This window comes from Erythrobacter sp., assembly GCF_030066995.1.
In the GTDB taxonomy this organism is placed as follows: domain Bacteria; phylum Pseudomonadota; class Alphaproteobacteria; order Sphingomonadales; family Sphingomonadaceae; genus Erythrobacter.
Window position 1 is genome coordinate 963,769 of record NZ_JASJAP010000001.1, and the last position, 13,624, is coordinate 977,392.

At 62.2% G+C, this 13,624-nt stretch carries 11 protein-coding genes; 4 read left to right on the top strand and 7 right to left on the bottom strand.

The window, feature by feature from the left end; all coding sequences use genetic code 11:
• Positions 1-58: 58 nt before the first annotated feature.
• Entirely contained in the window at positions 59-2,329 is a 2,271-nt protein-coding gene (locus tag QNI87_RS04605) for a ComEC/Rec2 family competence protein (RefSeq protein WP_300594612.1), read from the bottom strand.
• Positions 2,330-2,401: 72 nt separating this feature from the next.
• Between QNI87_RS04605 and gltX the strand changes: the two genes are divergently transcribed.
• From gltX to QNI87_RS04620, 3 genes are read left to right on the top strand one after another with little or no spacing between them, the layout of a single operon-like run.
• Positions 2,402-3,805, top strand: a complete 1,404-nt coding sequence (gene gltX / locus QNI87_RS04610) for a glutamate--tRNA ligase (RefSeq protein WP_300594615.1) — start codon at positions 2,402-2,404, stop codon at positions 3,803-3,805.
• Between the two features lie 48 nt (positions 3,806-3,853).
• Complete coding sequence (locus QNI87_RS04615) at positions 3,854-5,140, top strand: citrate synthase (protein ID WP_300594618.1); 1,287 nt, start codon at positions 3,854-3,856, stop codon at positions 5,138-5,140.
• A gap of 36 nt (positions 5,141-5,176) precedes the next feature.
• On the top strand, positions 5,177-5,380 hold the full coding sequence (locus tag QNI87_RS04620; protein ID WP_300594621.1) for a hypothetical protein: 204 nt from the start codon (positions 5,177-5,179) through the stop codon (positions 5,378-5,380).
• Positions 5,381-5,382: 2 nt separating this feature from the next.
• Here the strand turns inward: QNI87_RS04620 and QNI87_RS04625 are convergent, their stop codons facing one another.
• The 3 genes from QNI87_RS04625 to QNI87_RS04635 all read right to left on the bottom strand — a co-directional run bounded on the left by QNI87_RS04625 (position 5,383) and on the right by QNI87_RS04635 (position 8,201).
• The gene (locus QNI87_RS04625; RefSeq protein WP_300594624.1) at positions 5,383-6,777 is read right to left on the bottom strand and encodes a HAMP domain-containing sensor histidine kinase; all 1,395 of its coding nucleotides are present in this window, start codon (positions 6,775-6,777) and stop codon (positions 5,383-5,385) included.
• Positions 6,777-7,730: a hypothetical protein gene (locus QNI87_RS04630; RefSeq protein ID WP_300594628.1), complete on the bottom strand. Its 954-nt coding sequence runs from the start codon at positions 7,728-7,730 to the stop codon at positions 6,777-6,779. The genes QNI87_RS04625 and QNI87_RS04630 overlap by 1 nt, the downstream gene beginning before the upstream one ends.
• Positions 7,731-7,895: 165 nt before the next feature.
• Positions 7,896-8,201, bottom strand: coding sequence for an Hpt domain-containing protein (locus QNI87_RS04635; RefSeq protein ID WP_300594631.1), 306 nt, complete (start codon positions 8,199-8,201; stop codon positions 7,896-7,898).
• 69 nt (positions 8,202-8,270) lie between these two features.
• Here QNI87_RS04635 and QNI87_RS04640 point away from each other — a divergent pair, with 69 nt between their 5' ends.
• Complete coding sequence (locus tag QNI87_RS04640; protein ID WP_300594634.1) at positions 8,271-10,829, top strand: ATPase; 2,559 nt, start codon at positions 8,271-8,273, stop codon at positions 10,827-10,829.
• 9 nt (positions 10,830-10,838) lie between these two features.
• On the opposite strand, the gene QNI87_RS04645 is transcribed toward QNI87_RS04640, so the two are convergent.
• Genes QNI87_RS04645 through QNI87_RS04655 form a run of 3 tightly spaced genes read right to left on the bottom strand, consistent with a single transcriptional unit; the run spans position 10,839 to position 13,619 of the window.
• The gene (locus QNI87_RS04645) at positions 10,839-11,126 is read right to left on the bottom strand and encodes a DUF1467 family protein (RefSeq protein ID WP_300594637.1); all 288 of its coding nucleotides are present in this window, start codon (positions 11,124-11,126) and stop codon (positions 10,839-10,841) included.
• A 10-nt stretch (positions 11,127-11,136) separates the two neighbouring features.
• Entirely contained in the window at positions 11,137-12,798 is a 1,662-nt protein-coding gene (locus QNI87_RS04650) for a ribonuclease J (protein ID WP_300594640.1), read from the bottom strand.
• 23 nt (positions 12,799-12,821) lie between these two features.
• Positions 12,822-13,619 (bottom strand): type III pantothenate kinase, encoded by a 798-nt coding sequence (locus tag QNI87_RS04655; RefSeq protein ID WP_300594643.1) that lies wholly within the window; start codon positions 13,617-13,619, stop codon positions 12,822-12,824.
• Between the last annotated feature and the right edge of the window lie 5 nt (positions 13,620-13,624).

Sequence of the window (13,624 nt, forward strand, 5' to 3'; positions counted from 1 at the left end):
GCCGGAGTGGCGCTGTCTGGCCTTCCATGGCGGGCCAGGGGCGCTGCTCGCGCGCGTTCTAGCGCGTGGAACCGCGCCACCAGCCATGGTCGCCCTGCCCGCTCGCCACGTCGGTGATGGTCCCTCGTTCAAGGTCGAGAGCCAGGCCGCCGTGACGCTTGAGGTAGCGCTTGTCGGCGCGAAGCCAGCGCGGGCGGCACGACCTTGGAAGGTAGCGTGCGGCCACGACAATGTCGGAGAGCTCGCACGCCGCCGCCAGCGCGCGCTCTTCGATCAGGTCGCTGTTGCGAGCCATCAGCAGCGTCCACTTGCGCCCGCCGCGCATCAGGGAGATCAGGCAGAACTCGCGCGAGCACTGCGCGCCTTCCCACTGCGCCAGCGGTATCGGCTCAGCCGTCACGCTTGCGAGCTCCAGGAGGTTGTCGCGCGCGTAGCTCGACCGTGTGTCGCGCAAGGAAAGCAGACGCCCATCGCCAAGGGTGATGCCAACATGGCGTCCCTCGCGCCCGATCAGAACGTCGGGAATGGGAGTAAACACCAGCATGACGCTCGCCAAGGCCACAGGTACCAGACCAAGCCAGCGCGCGCGGGAGGTCCACAAGGCGATCCACAAGCCGCCGAGCGCGAACAACGCGATGGTCGCCCCGCCCATCTGCGGCATCAGCTTGACCGCGCCCGGCTGCGCGGATGTGAAGCGCGCGATGCCCAGCAGCGCGTCGAGCGAAACTCCCACGCACCACCAAACGGGCGCGCCGAGACCGATAGTGTCAAGCGCCAGAGCGAGGGCTATCAGGGGCATCGAGACAAAGGTTACAAGGGGGATCGCGACCACATTCGCCAACGCTCCGTAAACGCCGGCGCGGTGGAAGTGGAACAGCACAATCGGCATAAGCGCAATTTCGATGACCAGCCCCGTGACAAAGAGCATGAAAACCCAGCGCCCCATGCGCCTGGCCCAGGGCTCCTCGCGCGCCTTAAGGAATTCGCGGACCAGCGGCGATGTGTGCAGCGCCACAATCGCGAGCACCGCGCTGAAGCTCATCTGAAAGCTCGGGCCGACAAGGCTTTCGGGCCACACCAACAGCACCACGATCGCTGCCATCGCGACCATGCGCAGCGACAGAGCCTCTCGCCCGAGCACCAGCGCTCCCAGAACCAGAAGCGCCGCGACGCACGCTCGCACCGTGGGCACCTGCGCGCCGGTCAACAGCGTGTAGCCAATACCCGCCAAAGCCCCCACGGCCGCGGCCAAGATGGGAAGCCGCACGCGCAGCGCGACAGCTGGAATCAGAGCGAGAAGTTTCAGGACGACGAAGTAAGCGGCCGCAATCACAGCGCTCACATGCAGGCCGCTGATCGCCAGAAGATGCGTGAGCCCCGCATCGCGCATGGCATCGGCGTCAGCCTCGGTGATCGCGCCGCGGTCTCCGCTGGCAAACGCGGCAGCGATCGTGCCGGGAGATCCGTCAAGCCGCTCGCGCACATGCGCCGAGAGCGCGCGCTGCAGGTGAGCGATCGGTTGGGCGTGTGTGGAGGGCTGGACATCCTCGATCTCGCCGAGCAGGCTGCCGGTGGCCGCGAGCCCCTTGAACCACGCCGCGCGGGCAAAGTCATAGGCACCCGGCAGCATAGGGCTCGCCGGGGGCATGAGGCGTACGCGCATCCGTACTCGCGCGCCCTCGCTAAGCGTTTCGGCGCTGTCCCCCGTTCCAAATCGGGCGTTGACCCGCTCCACCTCGCTGAGCGGCACGTTGACACGAATCTTGCGGCTCTCCCCTTCGCTCGCGTCGCGCACAGCCAGTGTCAGGCGAATGCGGTCTTCGCTGGGCTGATCCTGGCGCTCCAGAACATAGCCATGAACACGTTCAATCATCGGGCGTTCGATGGGCTCGGCGCCGACCATTTCCGAGCGCACCCAGATCACGCAAACACCCGCCGCAAACACCAGCGCGCCAGCCACCAAGGCTCGGCGGAAATGGCCACGTTCAGTGTCCGCCGCGCTCCCCGGCGGCCAAAGAGCGAGCGCAGCCAGAGCCGTCAGCGCGCTCAATCCGATCGCGCTTGTCCATTGCCACGGGCTCTTGAGCGCAAACCAGCTGAGAATGCCGCCCGCAAACATCACCGCAAGCCATGGCGCCCGGTCAAATCCCGCGCCTGCCAAGAACGCCTCAGCCCGGTCGCCGAGGCTTCGGGCAGCGCTGGACAATCCGCCATCCCTTTGCCACAGGCGCTGGGCTTGGCTCCTCGCGGAGCTGTTCGGGTCGAATCCCGTGGCAGCGGCGCTGCTTTCCGGATCGTCCCCCATGGGAATGATCGGCGTGTCGGCCATTGACCCCCCAGTCTAAAGCCCGGTTCCGGGCGCGGCGATGCGCGACATCAATTGAATAGGAAATACAAGTCTATGGCAAGCGAAGTCGTCACCCGGTTTGCTCCATCTCCCACCGGGTTCCTCCACATTGGCGGCGCGCGCACCGCGCTTTTCAACTGGCTTTACGCGCGTCATAACGAAGGCAAGGCGCTGCTGCGGATCGAGGACACGGACAAGAAGCGGTCCACGCAGGAAGCGATCGACGCTATTCTCGAGGGGCTGGATTGGCTCGGCCTCGACTACGACGAAGAGCCGGTCTTTCAGTCGCAGCGCGCCGATCGTCACGCCGAAGTCGCCCACACGCTTCTTGAAGCCGGACACGCCTATAAGTGTTTCGCAACGCCTGAGGAGCTCGAGGCGATGCGAGCCGAACAACGCGCCAACAAGCAACCCATGCGCTATGATGGCCGTTGGCGCGACCGCGATCCGAGCGAAGCGCCGGAAGGCGCATCCTACACGATCCGGCTGAAGACGCCGCTTGAGGGCGAAACCACCATCGTCGATGAGGTTCAGGGCAAAGTGTCCGTCGCAAACGCGGAGATCGATGATTACATCATCCTGCGCGCCGATGGCTCTCCCACCTATATGCTCGCGGTCGTGGTCGACGATCACGACATGGGCGTCACGCATGTGATCCGCGGCGATGACCACCTGAACAACGCCTTTCGCCAGCTGCCGATCTATCGCGCCATGGACGCTGTGGAAGGCGGTTGGCCTGATCCCGTTTACGCACATATCCCGCTGATCCACGGGGCCGACGGAGCAAAGCTTTCCAAGCGGCACGGATCGCTTGGGGTTGAGGCGTATCGCGACGAGATGGGGATCGTGTCCGATGCCCTGTTCAACTATCTCTTGCGCCTTGGTTGGGGGCATGGCGATCGTGAGGAAATCACGCGCGCCGAGGCGGTTGAACTGTTCGACCTGTCTGGTGTCGGGAAAAGCCCTTCGCGCTTCGATCTGAAGAAGCTGGAAAGCCTCAACGGTTACTACATCCGTGAATCCGATGATCAGACATTGGTCGAACAGGTCCTTCCGCGGCTTGCCGATGGCGCGGACGCATCCCTTCTGCTGGAAGCGATGCCAGTCTTGAAGCCGCGCGCGAAGAACCTCAATGAACTCGCTGAAACCGCGCAGTTTCTGTTCAAGACCCGTCCGCTTGAAATGAGCGACAAGGCCGCCAAACTGCTGGATGAAGAGGGACGCGCTCGCCTTGCCCTTGTTTCTGCTGCACTCGCGAAGGAAAAGGTCTGGACAATCGAGACTCTCGAAGCCACTACGAAGGCGCTGGCCGAAGCACAGGGATTGGGCCTCGGCAAGCTGGCGCAACCTATGCGCGCCGCACTCACTGGGACGACAACATCGCCCGGAATTTTTGACGTTCTGGTCCTTTTGGGCCGGGATGAGGCTCTTGCACGGCTCGACGCGGAATCCGCTTAGAGTCGCCCCTATTGCAAGAGCGGCGAGGAATTGGACAGGAGATACACCTTGGCAGACAAGCACGCGACGCTGGAATTGAATGGCACCACCCATGAGTTCCCGGTCCATTCCGGCAGCACCGGCCCCGATGTGGTCGATATCCGCAAGCTTTACGGTGCAACGGGCGCCTTCACCTTCGATCCGGGCTACAAATCGACCGCAAGCTGCGAAAGCGCGCTGACCTATATCGATGGCAATGAAGGCGTGTTGCTGCACCGCGGCTACCCAATCGGTCAGCTCGCCGAGCATTCGAGCTTCATGGAAGTCGCCTATCTGCTTTTGAACGGCGAACTGCCGAGCAAAGAAGAGCATGACGACTTCGTCTACACGATCACGCGTCACACCATGCTGCACGAACAGCTGCGCACGTTCTACACCGGTTTTCGCCGCGACGCGCACCCGATGGCGATCATGTGCGGCGTGGTCGGCGCGCTCTCCGCGTTCTATCACGACAGCACCGACATTTCGGACCCCGAGCATCGCAAAATCAGCTCGCACCGATTGATTGCCAAAATGCCGACGATCGCGGCGATGGCGTACAAATACGCAATCGGCCAACCTTTCATGCAGCCTGATAATTCGCTCAGCTACACTGGGAACTTCCTGCGCATGACATTTGGCGTCCCGGCGGAGAAATACGAAGTCATCCCGGCGGTCGAAAAGGCGATGGATCGCATCTTCATCCTCCACGCCGATCACGAACAGAACGCCTCGACATCGACCGTGCGCCTCGCCGGTTCCTCGGGCGCGAACCCGTTCGCCTGCATCGCGGCGGGCATTGCCTGCCTGTGGGGCCCGGCGCATGGCGGCGCGAACGAAGCCGCGCTCAACATGCTGCGCGAGATCGGCACCCCGGACAAGATCCCGCACTACATCGAGCGGGCCAAGGACAAGAACGATCCGTTCCGCCTGATGGGCTTTGGCCACCGCGTCTACAAGAACTATGACCCGCGCGCGACGGTGATGCAGTCGACCGTGCGCGAGGTGTTCGACGCGCTGAAGGTCAAGGATCCGGTGTTCGAAACCGCGCTCCAACTCGAGGAGATCGCGCTCAACGACGATTATTTCAAAGAAAAGAAGCTCTTCCCGAACGTCGACTTCTACTCCGGCATCATCCTGTCCGCCATCGGTTTCCCGACGACGATGTTCACCGCGCTGTTTGCCTTGGCTCGCACTGTGGGCTGGGTGGCGCAGTACAACGAGATGATCTCCGACCCCGCGCAAGTGATCGGTCGCCCGCGCCAACTCTACACCGGTCCCACGCAGCGGGACTACGTTCCGATCGATCAGCGCTGAGCCGTTGTAGGGCCGACCGGTTTTGCAGGGCCATGAATGATGAAACGGCTCGCGCGGATCATCGCCATTGTTCTGATCGTCCTTGGCGCACTGTGGTCCTTGCAGGGCCTTGGTATACTGATGTGGCCGCCGCACAGTTTCATGCTCGCCCAACGCGAATGGGGGCTCTACGGCGCGATCGTCGCGGCTTTCGGAGGTCTGATATGGCTGTTATCGGCCCGATTCGGCCCGCGACAGTGAGTTCAGTCCGTATCGTAATGCGGCAGCGCGAGCTGGAAAGCGGCCCCCGCCTCACCGGGATTTGCGACCGTCAGCGCGCCTCCCATGGCGCGCGCCAATCGCGATGAAATGTAAAGGCCAAGGCCAGTGCCGCCGTCGTTCTCTCGCCCAAGCCGTTCAAACTTGTTGAACATGCGCTCGGCCTGATCCCTGTCCACGCCCGGACCCTGATCGCGCACGGTAAGGGTCACAAACCCACGTTCATCCAGACCCTCGCTGGTGATCGTAATCGCGCTGCCTTCGGGTGAGTAGGCGATGGCGTTGCCGATCAGGTTGATCAGGATTTGCAGCACCCGCCGAAACTCGCCTCTGGCGCGCGGCGTGTCTTCGCGGATCGGCAGCGTCAGTTCGATGTTCTTCGCGCTGGCCTGCCCTCCCAGAATGCCCGCAGCCCGGCGAGCCGCGTCGCCCAGATCGACCTCTTCGCTGGCAGTGGAAAAATCCTCGGCCTCGACCACCTCCAGATCGGCCAGATCATCAAGCAGGCCATTGAGATGCTGACCGGCAGCGGCGATGTTGCCTGCGTATTCGCTGTATTCGGCGCGTAGCGGCCCGGCAAGGCGCGCGCGGATGGTCTCCGCGTTGGCGATAATCCGAGCGATCGGCTCGCGCAGCACCGGGGTCAGGGTCCGACCGATCAGTTGAGAGTGCGTCGGGCCGCGATCCTCGTCGTCGACAGCGCTCGCACGGCGGCTCAACGGATGATCCGCGATAAGCAAAAGATCGAATCCGCGCGATGCGCCGTTGCCAGCCCCCAGTGGAAGCAAACGGACGCGCCAACCCCGTGACGATCCCGGCACCCGGCAGCGCGCCCCGTCCAGAAGCCTCCAGTGAAGCGGCTGACGATGCGCTATGCCATCCAGGGCGATGTGATCCGTCCACACGCTGCCGGGGGCCTCGCTGACAGCTTTCTCCAAGGCTTGCGCATCGACGGCCGTCGATTGAAACAATTGAATACGCTGCTCAGGATCAAGCCGGGCAGTGATCTCGGCGCAGGCCTGATCGATGGCATCAAGGCGCTCGGCGAGATCGCGCGAATTGGGTTCGCGCACCGCGCGCCGCTGCCAGTTCTCGATAAGGACCTCGCACCCTCCACCGCGCTCTTCGTCGAGCGGATGCACGCGCACAAAGCCGGAAACCATCTCCTCACCATCATAGGCGCTAAACTCGCGCGCGATCTTCAGTCCCATCCGGCGCCCTTGCTGAACAAGCTCGAGCAATTCGGGCACCGCCAGAGTCCCGGGCAGCGTGCCTCCGCAACGCTGGTGCAAGTCCGCCAGCGGATCATCCGCGGTCAGAAGCCGATCCCTGTCATCGGTAACGCCGCGCGCGGCCAGAAGGCTGGTCTGGCGCTCCATCACCTGTGCCCATCCGCATAGGTAAAGCCTTCGCTGTCCTGAAGCATGGCAAGCGCCGCATCGGCGGTGAGTTCGACGAACTGGTGCGGAACGTTGCTCTGCGATTCCAGCACCAGAAACTGACGCTCGATCGCCGTCGCATCCAGCCCCGCTGCCCGAAGACTGACGGCAAGGCGAACGGCCTGCATTTCGTGACACGCCAGCACAGCGCGATCCCGGCTTTGACCCGTGCGATGCGCAAGCGCGCTGACGAACAGCGCAAGGCCCGCGTGCTCAAGCTCCAGCGCGGCCACCACGCCGCCGCGCATGGACGCGACGAGGCGCGCGATAAGGCCGCCCCGGCTTTGCGCTTCATCGTAGTCCGCTTTCAGCTCTCGCATCGCTTCGGTGACCGCGGCCTCATGTTCCATCGGCGTGGAACGCGCCCATAGCCGCATCACCCGCTCCAGCGCTTCGGCGGGCAATTCCAGAACCGGATACTGCATTCGCCGCTGGGCCTGCATGAACCGCGATTGCGCCGCCAGAGCAAGCATCGCGGTCTCTGCGGTCGTTTCCTCGTGTGAGGCGATCAGTTCCTGCGACAAGGGACTAAGGATCGGATCGATCGAAGCGCGCTGGTCCAGACGATCAGTCAGCACACCCTCCATCGCAATCGCATGAACATGCGCAAGCGTTGGCGTGTCGTTCGCAAGGCGCTCGACTAGCCGATCGACCGGCTCGTCTTGCTCGGTGATACGCTCAAGGACAGGATCTGGAAGACGATTGACCAGTTGAACCGACATGTCGCTCAACATTCCGCGCACGCGCGCAACGATGGCGTCGTTCACCAAGGCGTGCCCCGAGCTTGCAAGGACGTGCGCCAGAACCGGCGCAACACCGCCCAACGCGCGGTCCGCGCGGGCAAGCTCGTCACGCAGCACGGTGTCGACAGGGTTCCCATCGGCGTCGTTCAACGCGAAATCCTTATCCAATCGCTTCCCAAAGCCTTAGTAACCCCCAAAGGCAACTGACCGTGTTAGGCCCTAGCCCAGTATGGTTAAACCTGAGTTAGCTGATGGCGCGCCCCGGCAAAGCCCGCAAGCGGTGCGACCCGAAAGGTGTTCCTTTTTGGGGCAGGGTTAGATTTGGCCGGAAAAGCGTGAAAGGACGGTCTCGATCTCCCGGATCGAGGCGGGCTCGCCCGGAGCGGCGTCCAAAGCGCCTTGGGCAGCGATAAGAAGATCCTCGGCGTGAAAACTCGCCGCCAGGCCCCGCAACCGCATCGCTGCCACCGTCCAGTTGCCGTCGCAGCGTGAACGGCGCAGCAAATCAAGCTGCGTGCGCGCGCTTTCAACGAAGGCACCGCGCAATTCCATCATGAGTGCCGGATCATCACCGGCCGCCGCGGCAAGGGTCGCGTCGAGGGCTCCGTTTTCAAACGCCATACCCACAGGCGATACGGCCTGAGGGTTAAGGCGGGGTTTATCACGTCCTAGGGTGTGGTATGATAGGCTATGACTGGAAAAAACCACATCATTCGAGCCGTAGGCGCGAAAACCACAGAGGTTTCGGCGCAAGGCGATGAGCTTGTCCTGGACGAGACCCTTGAGGAAATCGGCGAAGAAGAGCCGGTTTTGCTGGAGGCCGAGGCTTTCGAGGAAGCTGAGGCCCCTCGCAAGGACACGCTTGGACTGATTGCGAGCGCGCTTGCTCTCATTGCGATCGCCGGATGGAGTGGCCTTTATGGCTGGGCTTTGCAGGATCAACTCGGCGCAGCCGCCAGCGCCGCCCCCGCCGAATGGGTCCGCTGGTTTATCGACTGGTCCGTTCCCGTTCTGCTCATCTGCATGATCTGGCTGTTGGCAATGCGCAATTCGACCCGAGAGGCGAACCGGTTTGCAACCAGCGCAGCCATGCTGAGCCACGAAAGCGCTCAGCTTGAAGAGCGGCTGAGCGTGGTCAATCGCGAGCTTAGCCTGGCGCGCGAATTCCTCGCTTCCCAGTCGCGTGACCTCGAAGCGCTTGGCCGGATTGCGGCTGAAAGGCTGTCGACCAACGCAGCGGAACTTCAGGATCTCATCCAGACCAATGGGAAACAGGTAGAGACGATCGGAACCGCCAGCGATACAGCGCTAGCCAACATGACCCGATTGCGCGATGATCTTCCGGTGATTGCCAACTCGGCGCGCGATGTGAACAATCAGGTCGGAAACACCGGACGAACCGCGCGCGAACAGCTCGAAAAGCTTGTCGAAGGCTTTGAACGCCTGAACGTTTTTGGCACCGCGAGCGAGACCCAGGTCTCGGCTCTGACCTCCAAGATCGGCAAGACGATTGAGACTTTCGACGCGCAGCTCACGCGGATCGAACAAACGCTCGCCAGTCGCTTCTCGTCCCTTCAGAGCCAGGCCGAAGAATACCGCGGCTCGATTACCGAAACCGAGACCCAGGCGCTTACCGACATGAACGAACGCATCACGCTGCTTCAGTCCGAAACGCGCGCGATCGGGGCGCAGATGCGAAAGGCGGAAGACGAGGCCAAAGAAAGACTGCGCGAATCGAAGGACCGGATGGAGCACGATGTTACGGACATGATCAGCGTGCTTGATGGCCTCGACAAGCAGGCGCTGGAAGCCTCGCAAAAGCGCGTCAAGGAGCTTCACGAGGAAGCCGAAAGGTTCGATCACCGAATGCAGACGCGCGATGCTCGTTTCTTCGAGGAAATGGCCCGTCGCCAATCTGAATTCGACGCTCGCGAAGCCGAGGCAGCCGAAGCCCTGTCGCAGCGTCTCGCAGCGCTAGAAGACACGTTGGCCGAGAAACGCGATGCGCAGCTTGCCGAAACCGAAAAGCTTGTCGCTCACGGCGATGAGATGGCGAAACAGCTCGACACGCTCAGCGAGACGATCGAGCGCGTACGCGAACTCGGTGTGAACACCCGCACTGGCTTGACCGAGGGCATGGACGACCTCGGCAAGCGACTGGAGGTAAAGCGCGCCTTGCTGATCGAAGCGGAAGCCAACCTCAGCGCCTTGACCGACGCCAGTGTCCGCTTGCTTGAGATCATTCAGTCCGGCGCAAAGCACAGCCGCGAAGATCTGCCGCAAGCGATCGACACCGCCTCCGAGCACCTCACGTCGCTTGAAGAGCGCTCGGCGCGGCTGGGCCGGACGATGATCGCGATGAGTGAGAAAAGCGAAGACCTCTCTTCCTATCTGATCAAGACCAACGAGGGCTTGGTGCAGACTGACGCTTCTATCGAGGCGTTGCAGGCGAGAATCGCGGACAGCTCCGACGAAGCCCTCGCGAAGCTCAATGGCTTGCGCGGTGCACTTGAACGCTTGTCTCAGGATAGCGAATCCTTTGCAGACGAGACGCAGAATGCCCTGATCGAAGCGCTCGACAAACTGGAAGAAGCCACCAAAGCAACCATGGCAACCCTCGATGAAGGGGCGCGGACCAAGGTCAGCGCGCTTGCTTCCGAACTCAGTCACGAGGCAGTCGCTGCGCTCGAAAAGTCGCTTCGCAGCGACAGCGCTGAAGCGATCGGAGCCATGGAACAGGCCGCAGCGCACGCCTCCGGCGTCGGGCGCGAGGCGACGATCCAGTTGCGCGATCAGTTAGGACGGGTGAACGACCTCATCAGCAATCTTGAGCAGCGAGTTGCGCGCGCGCGCGACCTTGCCGAGGAGCAAGTGAACAGCGACTTCACGCGGCGCATGGCGCTTATCACCGACAGTCTCAATTCCTCAGCGATCGATATCACCGGCGCGATGGCGACCGAGGTTTCGGACACGGCCTGGGATTCCTACCTCAAAGGCGATCGCGGCATATTCACCCGGCGCGCGGTGCGCCTGCTGGACAACAACGATGCAAAGGGCGTCGCGGAGCTGTATCAAAGCGACGAGACCTTCAAGGCGCATGTCAATCGCTACATTCATGACTTTGAAGCGATGCTTCGCGCCATGCTCTCCACGCGCGACGGGAACGCGCTCAGCGTCACCATTCTCGGATCGGACGTGGGCAAGCTTTACGTGGCGCTGGCGCAAAGCATTGAGCGGCTGCGCACGTGAGGCTTTGCTCTACTGGGAACGCTTGAATTGCTCTGGCGTCGGCAGCACGTCGATGTTCTCGACCGTGATCCACCCATATTCGTAATTGAGCGCATAGATCGTGGTCAGCAGGGCCGCGATGATCGTTGCTCGAATGATCAGCGGACCGGGCCGAAAGTTGGCCGGAGCGCTATCAGCCTGACCGGGCACTTTGGCAACACCCGCTTCGTCGGCAGTCTTCACGCCAAAGGGCAGCAGCACGAAGGCGCTCAGCACCCAGATCAGAAAGTAGATCGCCAGGATCGAAGTCCATTCCACGACGTCGACCTCAACTTCGCTGGCCTTGGGCGGGCATGATCACCCGAACCTGAGGGCTTTTGCCCGACCATCGGCGCGCCGCGCGGCGCGCGGCGAGACGGGCCGCTTCATGAACGGCGGCGGGATCCCTTGCATCTTTGCCGCGCAGCTTCCCGATGGCTTTGAGGATGTCTTGCTGTGTCTCTTCGATAAAATCGGGCATATCCTCGTCCAGGGGAAGACCAATGGCTTCGATCAAGGGAAGCGCGCCGCGTTCAAGAACGACGAGGAGCACGCCCTCATGCGCAATCCGGCGCCGCATCGTAACCGCTTCGCCATCCGCAGGCGCGATGATATCGCCGTCAAGCACCAGTCGGCCACTCACGACCCGAGCCACCACACTTGGCTTGCCAGGTGCCAGCTTCACGATCTCGCCGTTTTTCTGAACAACATTGTTCGGAATCTGGCACGAGGCGCCAAGCCGCGCTTGCTCGCGCATATGCCGGATCTCACCGTGGACGGGCACAAGCACTTCGGGACGCAACCAGCTGTACAGCGCTTCAAGCTCCGGTCGGCCCGGATGGCCCGAAACGTGAATAAGGCTCTGCCGGTCGGTCACCATCGTGACGCCCTTGTCCGCAAGCTGGTTTTGAACCTTGCCGATAGCGATCTCGTTACCCGGGATCTGACGCGAAGAGAAGAGCACGACATCCCCGCTCGAAAGCTCGATCGGGTGGCTGTCATCGGCGATCCGGCTCAGCGCAGCGCGCGGTTCACCCTGCCCGCCGGTTGCCAAGATCAGAACCTCGCCGCGTGGCAGACCCATGGCTGTGTCAAAGTCAACGGGTTCGGGGAAATCGACGAGATAACCGTTGTCCTGCGCGACGGCGATGATGCGATCAAGCGAACGACCCGCCACACAGACCTGCCGCCCGGTTTCACGCGCAACCTCGCCCAGAGTCTGCAACCTCGCAACGTTGCTTGCAAACGTCGTGACAAGGACACGTTTGCCGGCGTGCGCGGCGATCTCTTCCATCAAGGCCCGGTGAACCGCGCCTTCGGACCCGGAAGGGTTGGGATTGAAGACATTGGTGCTATCGCATACGAGCGCCAGAATGCCCCGCTCGCCCATTGCCTGAAGCTCTTCCTGGGTGGTCGGCTCACCGATGATGGGCTCCTCGTCCAGCTTCCAGTCCCCGGTGTGGAAGACGCGGCCATAGGGCGTGTCGATCAGAAGCGCGTTCCCCTCCGCAATCGAATGCGCGAGCGGGACATAGGCGACACTGAAAGGCCCCAGATCGAAAGATCCATGATCGTCCTCGATGATATTGAGTTCAACCTGCCCTAGCAGGCCCGCCTCTTCCAACTTGCGCGCCACCAGATCGGCGGTGAACGGCGTCGCATACAGTGGAACGCCAAGCTCCCCGGCGAAGTAGGGGACCGCCCCAATATGGTCCTCATGCGCGTGTGTGAGCACAACCCCGAGAAGATCGTCCACGCGCTCCTCAATGAAGTCGAGATCGGCAAACACGAGGTCAACGCCCGGATATTCGCCGCCCGAGAACGTCATACCCAGATCCACCATCAACCATTTGCCCTCGCAACCGTACAGGTTGACGTTCATGCCGATCTCGCCGGAGCCTCCAAGCGCCAGAAAGAGAAGCTCGTTTTCGGGGGTAAAGTCTTTTTTCACGCGCTGTCAGTCGGTTGGTTGTTCTATTCGCCGCTAGTGGCCTGCTGCGCCAGGATAGCAAGGCCTTCGATCGTCAGGTCCACATCGACATGGTCGAAAGCACCGGTGGCCTCGTCGAAGAGGACCGCCAATCCGCCGGTCGCGACCACTTTTGCGGAACGCCCAATCTCCGCCTTCATTCGCTCAATGATGCCCTCCATCATGGCAACATAACCCCAGAAAACGCCGATCAGCATCTGATCCTCGGTATTGCGACCGATGACGCTGGTACTGTCAGGCGCGCGTATCGCGATGCGCGGCAGCTTCGCCGTCTTGCCTACCAAGGCGTCGAGTGAAAGGTTAATGCCGGGCGCGATCGAGCCGCCCTTGTAAGCTCCGTTGAAGTCGATGGCCTCAAACTTGGTCGCAGTTCCGAAGTCGACCGCGATCAGGTCTCCCCCATACTTGTAATGCGCGGCCAAGATGTTGAGCGCGCGATCAGCGCCCAGCGAACTGGGTTGGTCGACATCGATCTCGAACCGCCAGCGCGCCGCGCCCTGCCCTGCAAACAGCGGCGTAATGCCAAAGTACTTTTGCGCCAGCACATCGAGGTTGTGATCCGCGCGGGGCACCACCGATGCGAAGATGATCTGCGTGATATCCTCACGCGCGACGCCCTCGATCTTCAGCAATTGCAGCAGCCAAACGGCGTATTCATCCCCGGTGCGCCGCGGATCAGTGGCGATGCGCCAGCGCGCCTTGAGCGCAGGAACGCCTTCCCCGCTGTTGTCGAACAGCGCAAAAACGACATTGGTGTTTCCGACATCGGCGGCAAGCAGCATGGAAT

Coding starts and splice junctions, on each gene's coding strand:
- QNI87_RS04605 (WP_300594612.1), bottom strand. CDS start 2,329: ATGGCCGACACGCCGATCATTCCCATGGGGGACGATCCGGAAAGCAGC.
- gltX (WP_300594615.1), top strand. CDS start 2,402: ATGGCAAGCGAAGTCGTCACCCGGTTTGCTCCATCTCCCACCGGGTTC.
- QNI87_RS04620 (WP_300594621.1), top strand. CDS start 5,177: ATGATGAAACGGCTCGCGCGGATCATCGCCATTGTTCTGATCGTCCTT.
- QNI87_RS04625 (WP_300594624.1), bottom strand. CDS start 6,777: ATGGAGCGCCAGACCAGCCTTCTGGCCGCGCGCGGCGTTACCGATGAC.
- QNI87_RS04635 (WP_300594631.1), bottom strand. CDS start 8,201: ATGGCGTTTGAAAACGGAGCCCTCGACGCGACCCTTGCCGCGGCGGCC.
- QNI87_RS04640 (WP_300594634.1), top strand. CDS start 8,271: ATGACTGGAAAAAACCACATCATTCGAGCCGTAGGCGCGAAAACCACA.
- QNI87_RS04655 (WP_300594643.1), bottom strand. CDS start 13,619: ATGCTGCTTGCCGCCGATGTCGGAAACACCAATGTCGTTTTTGCGCTG.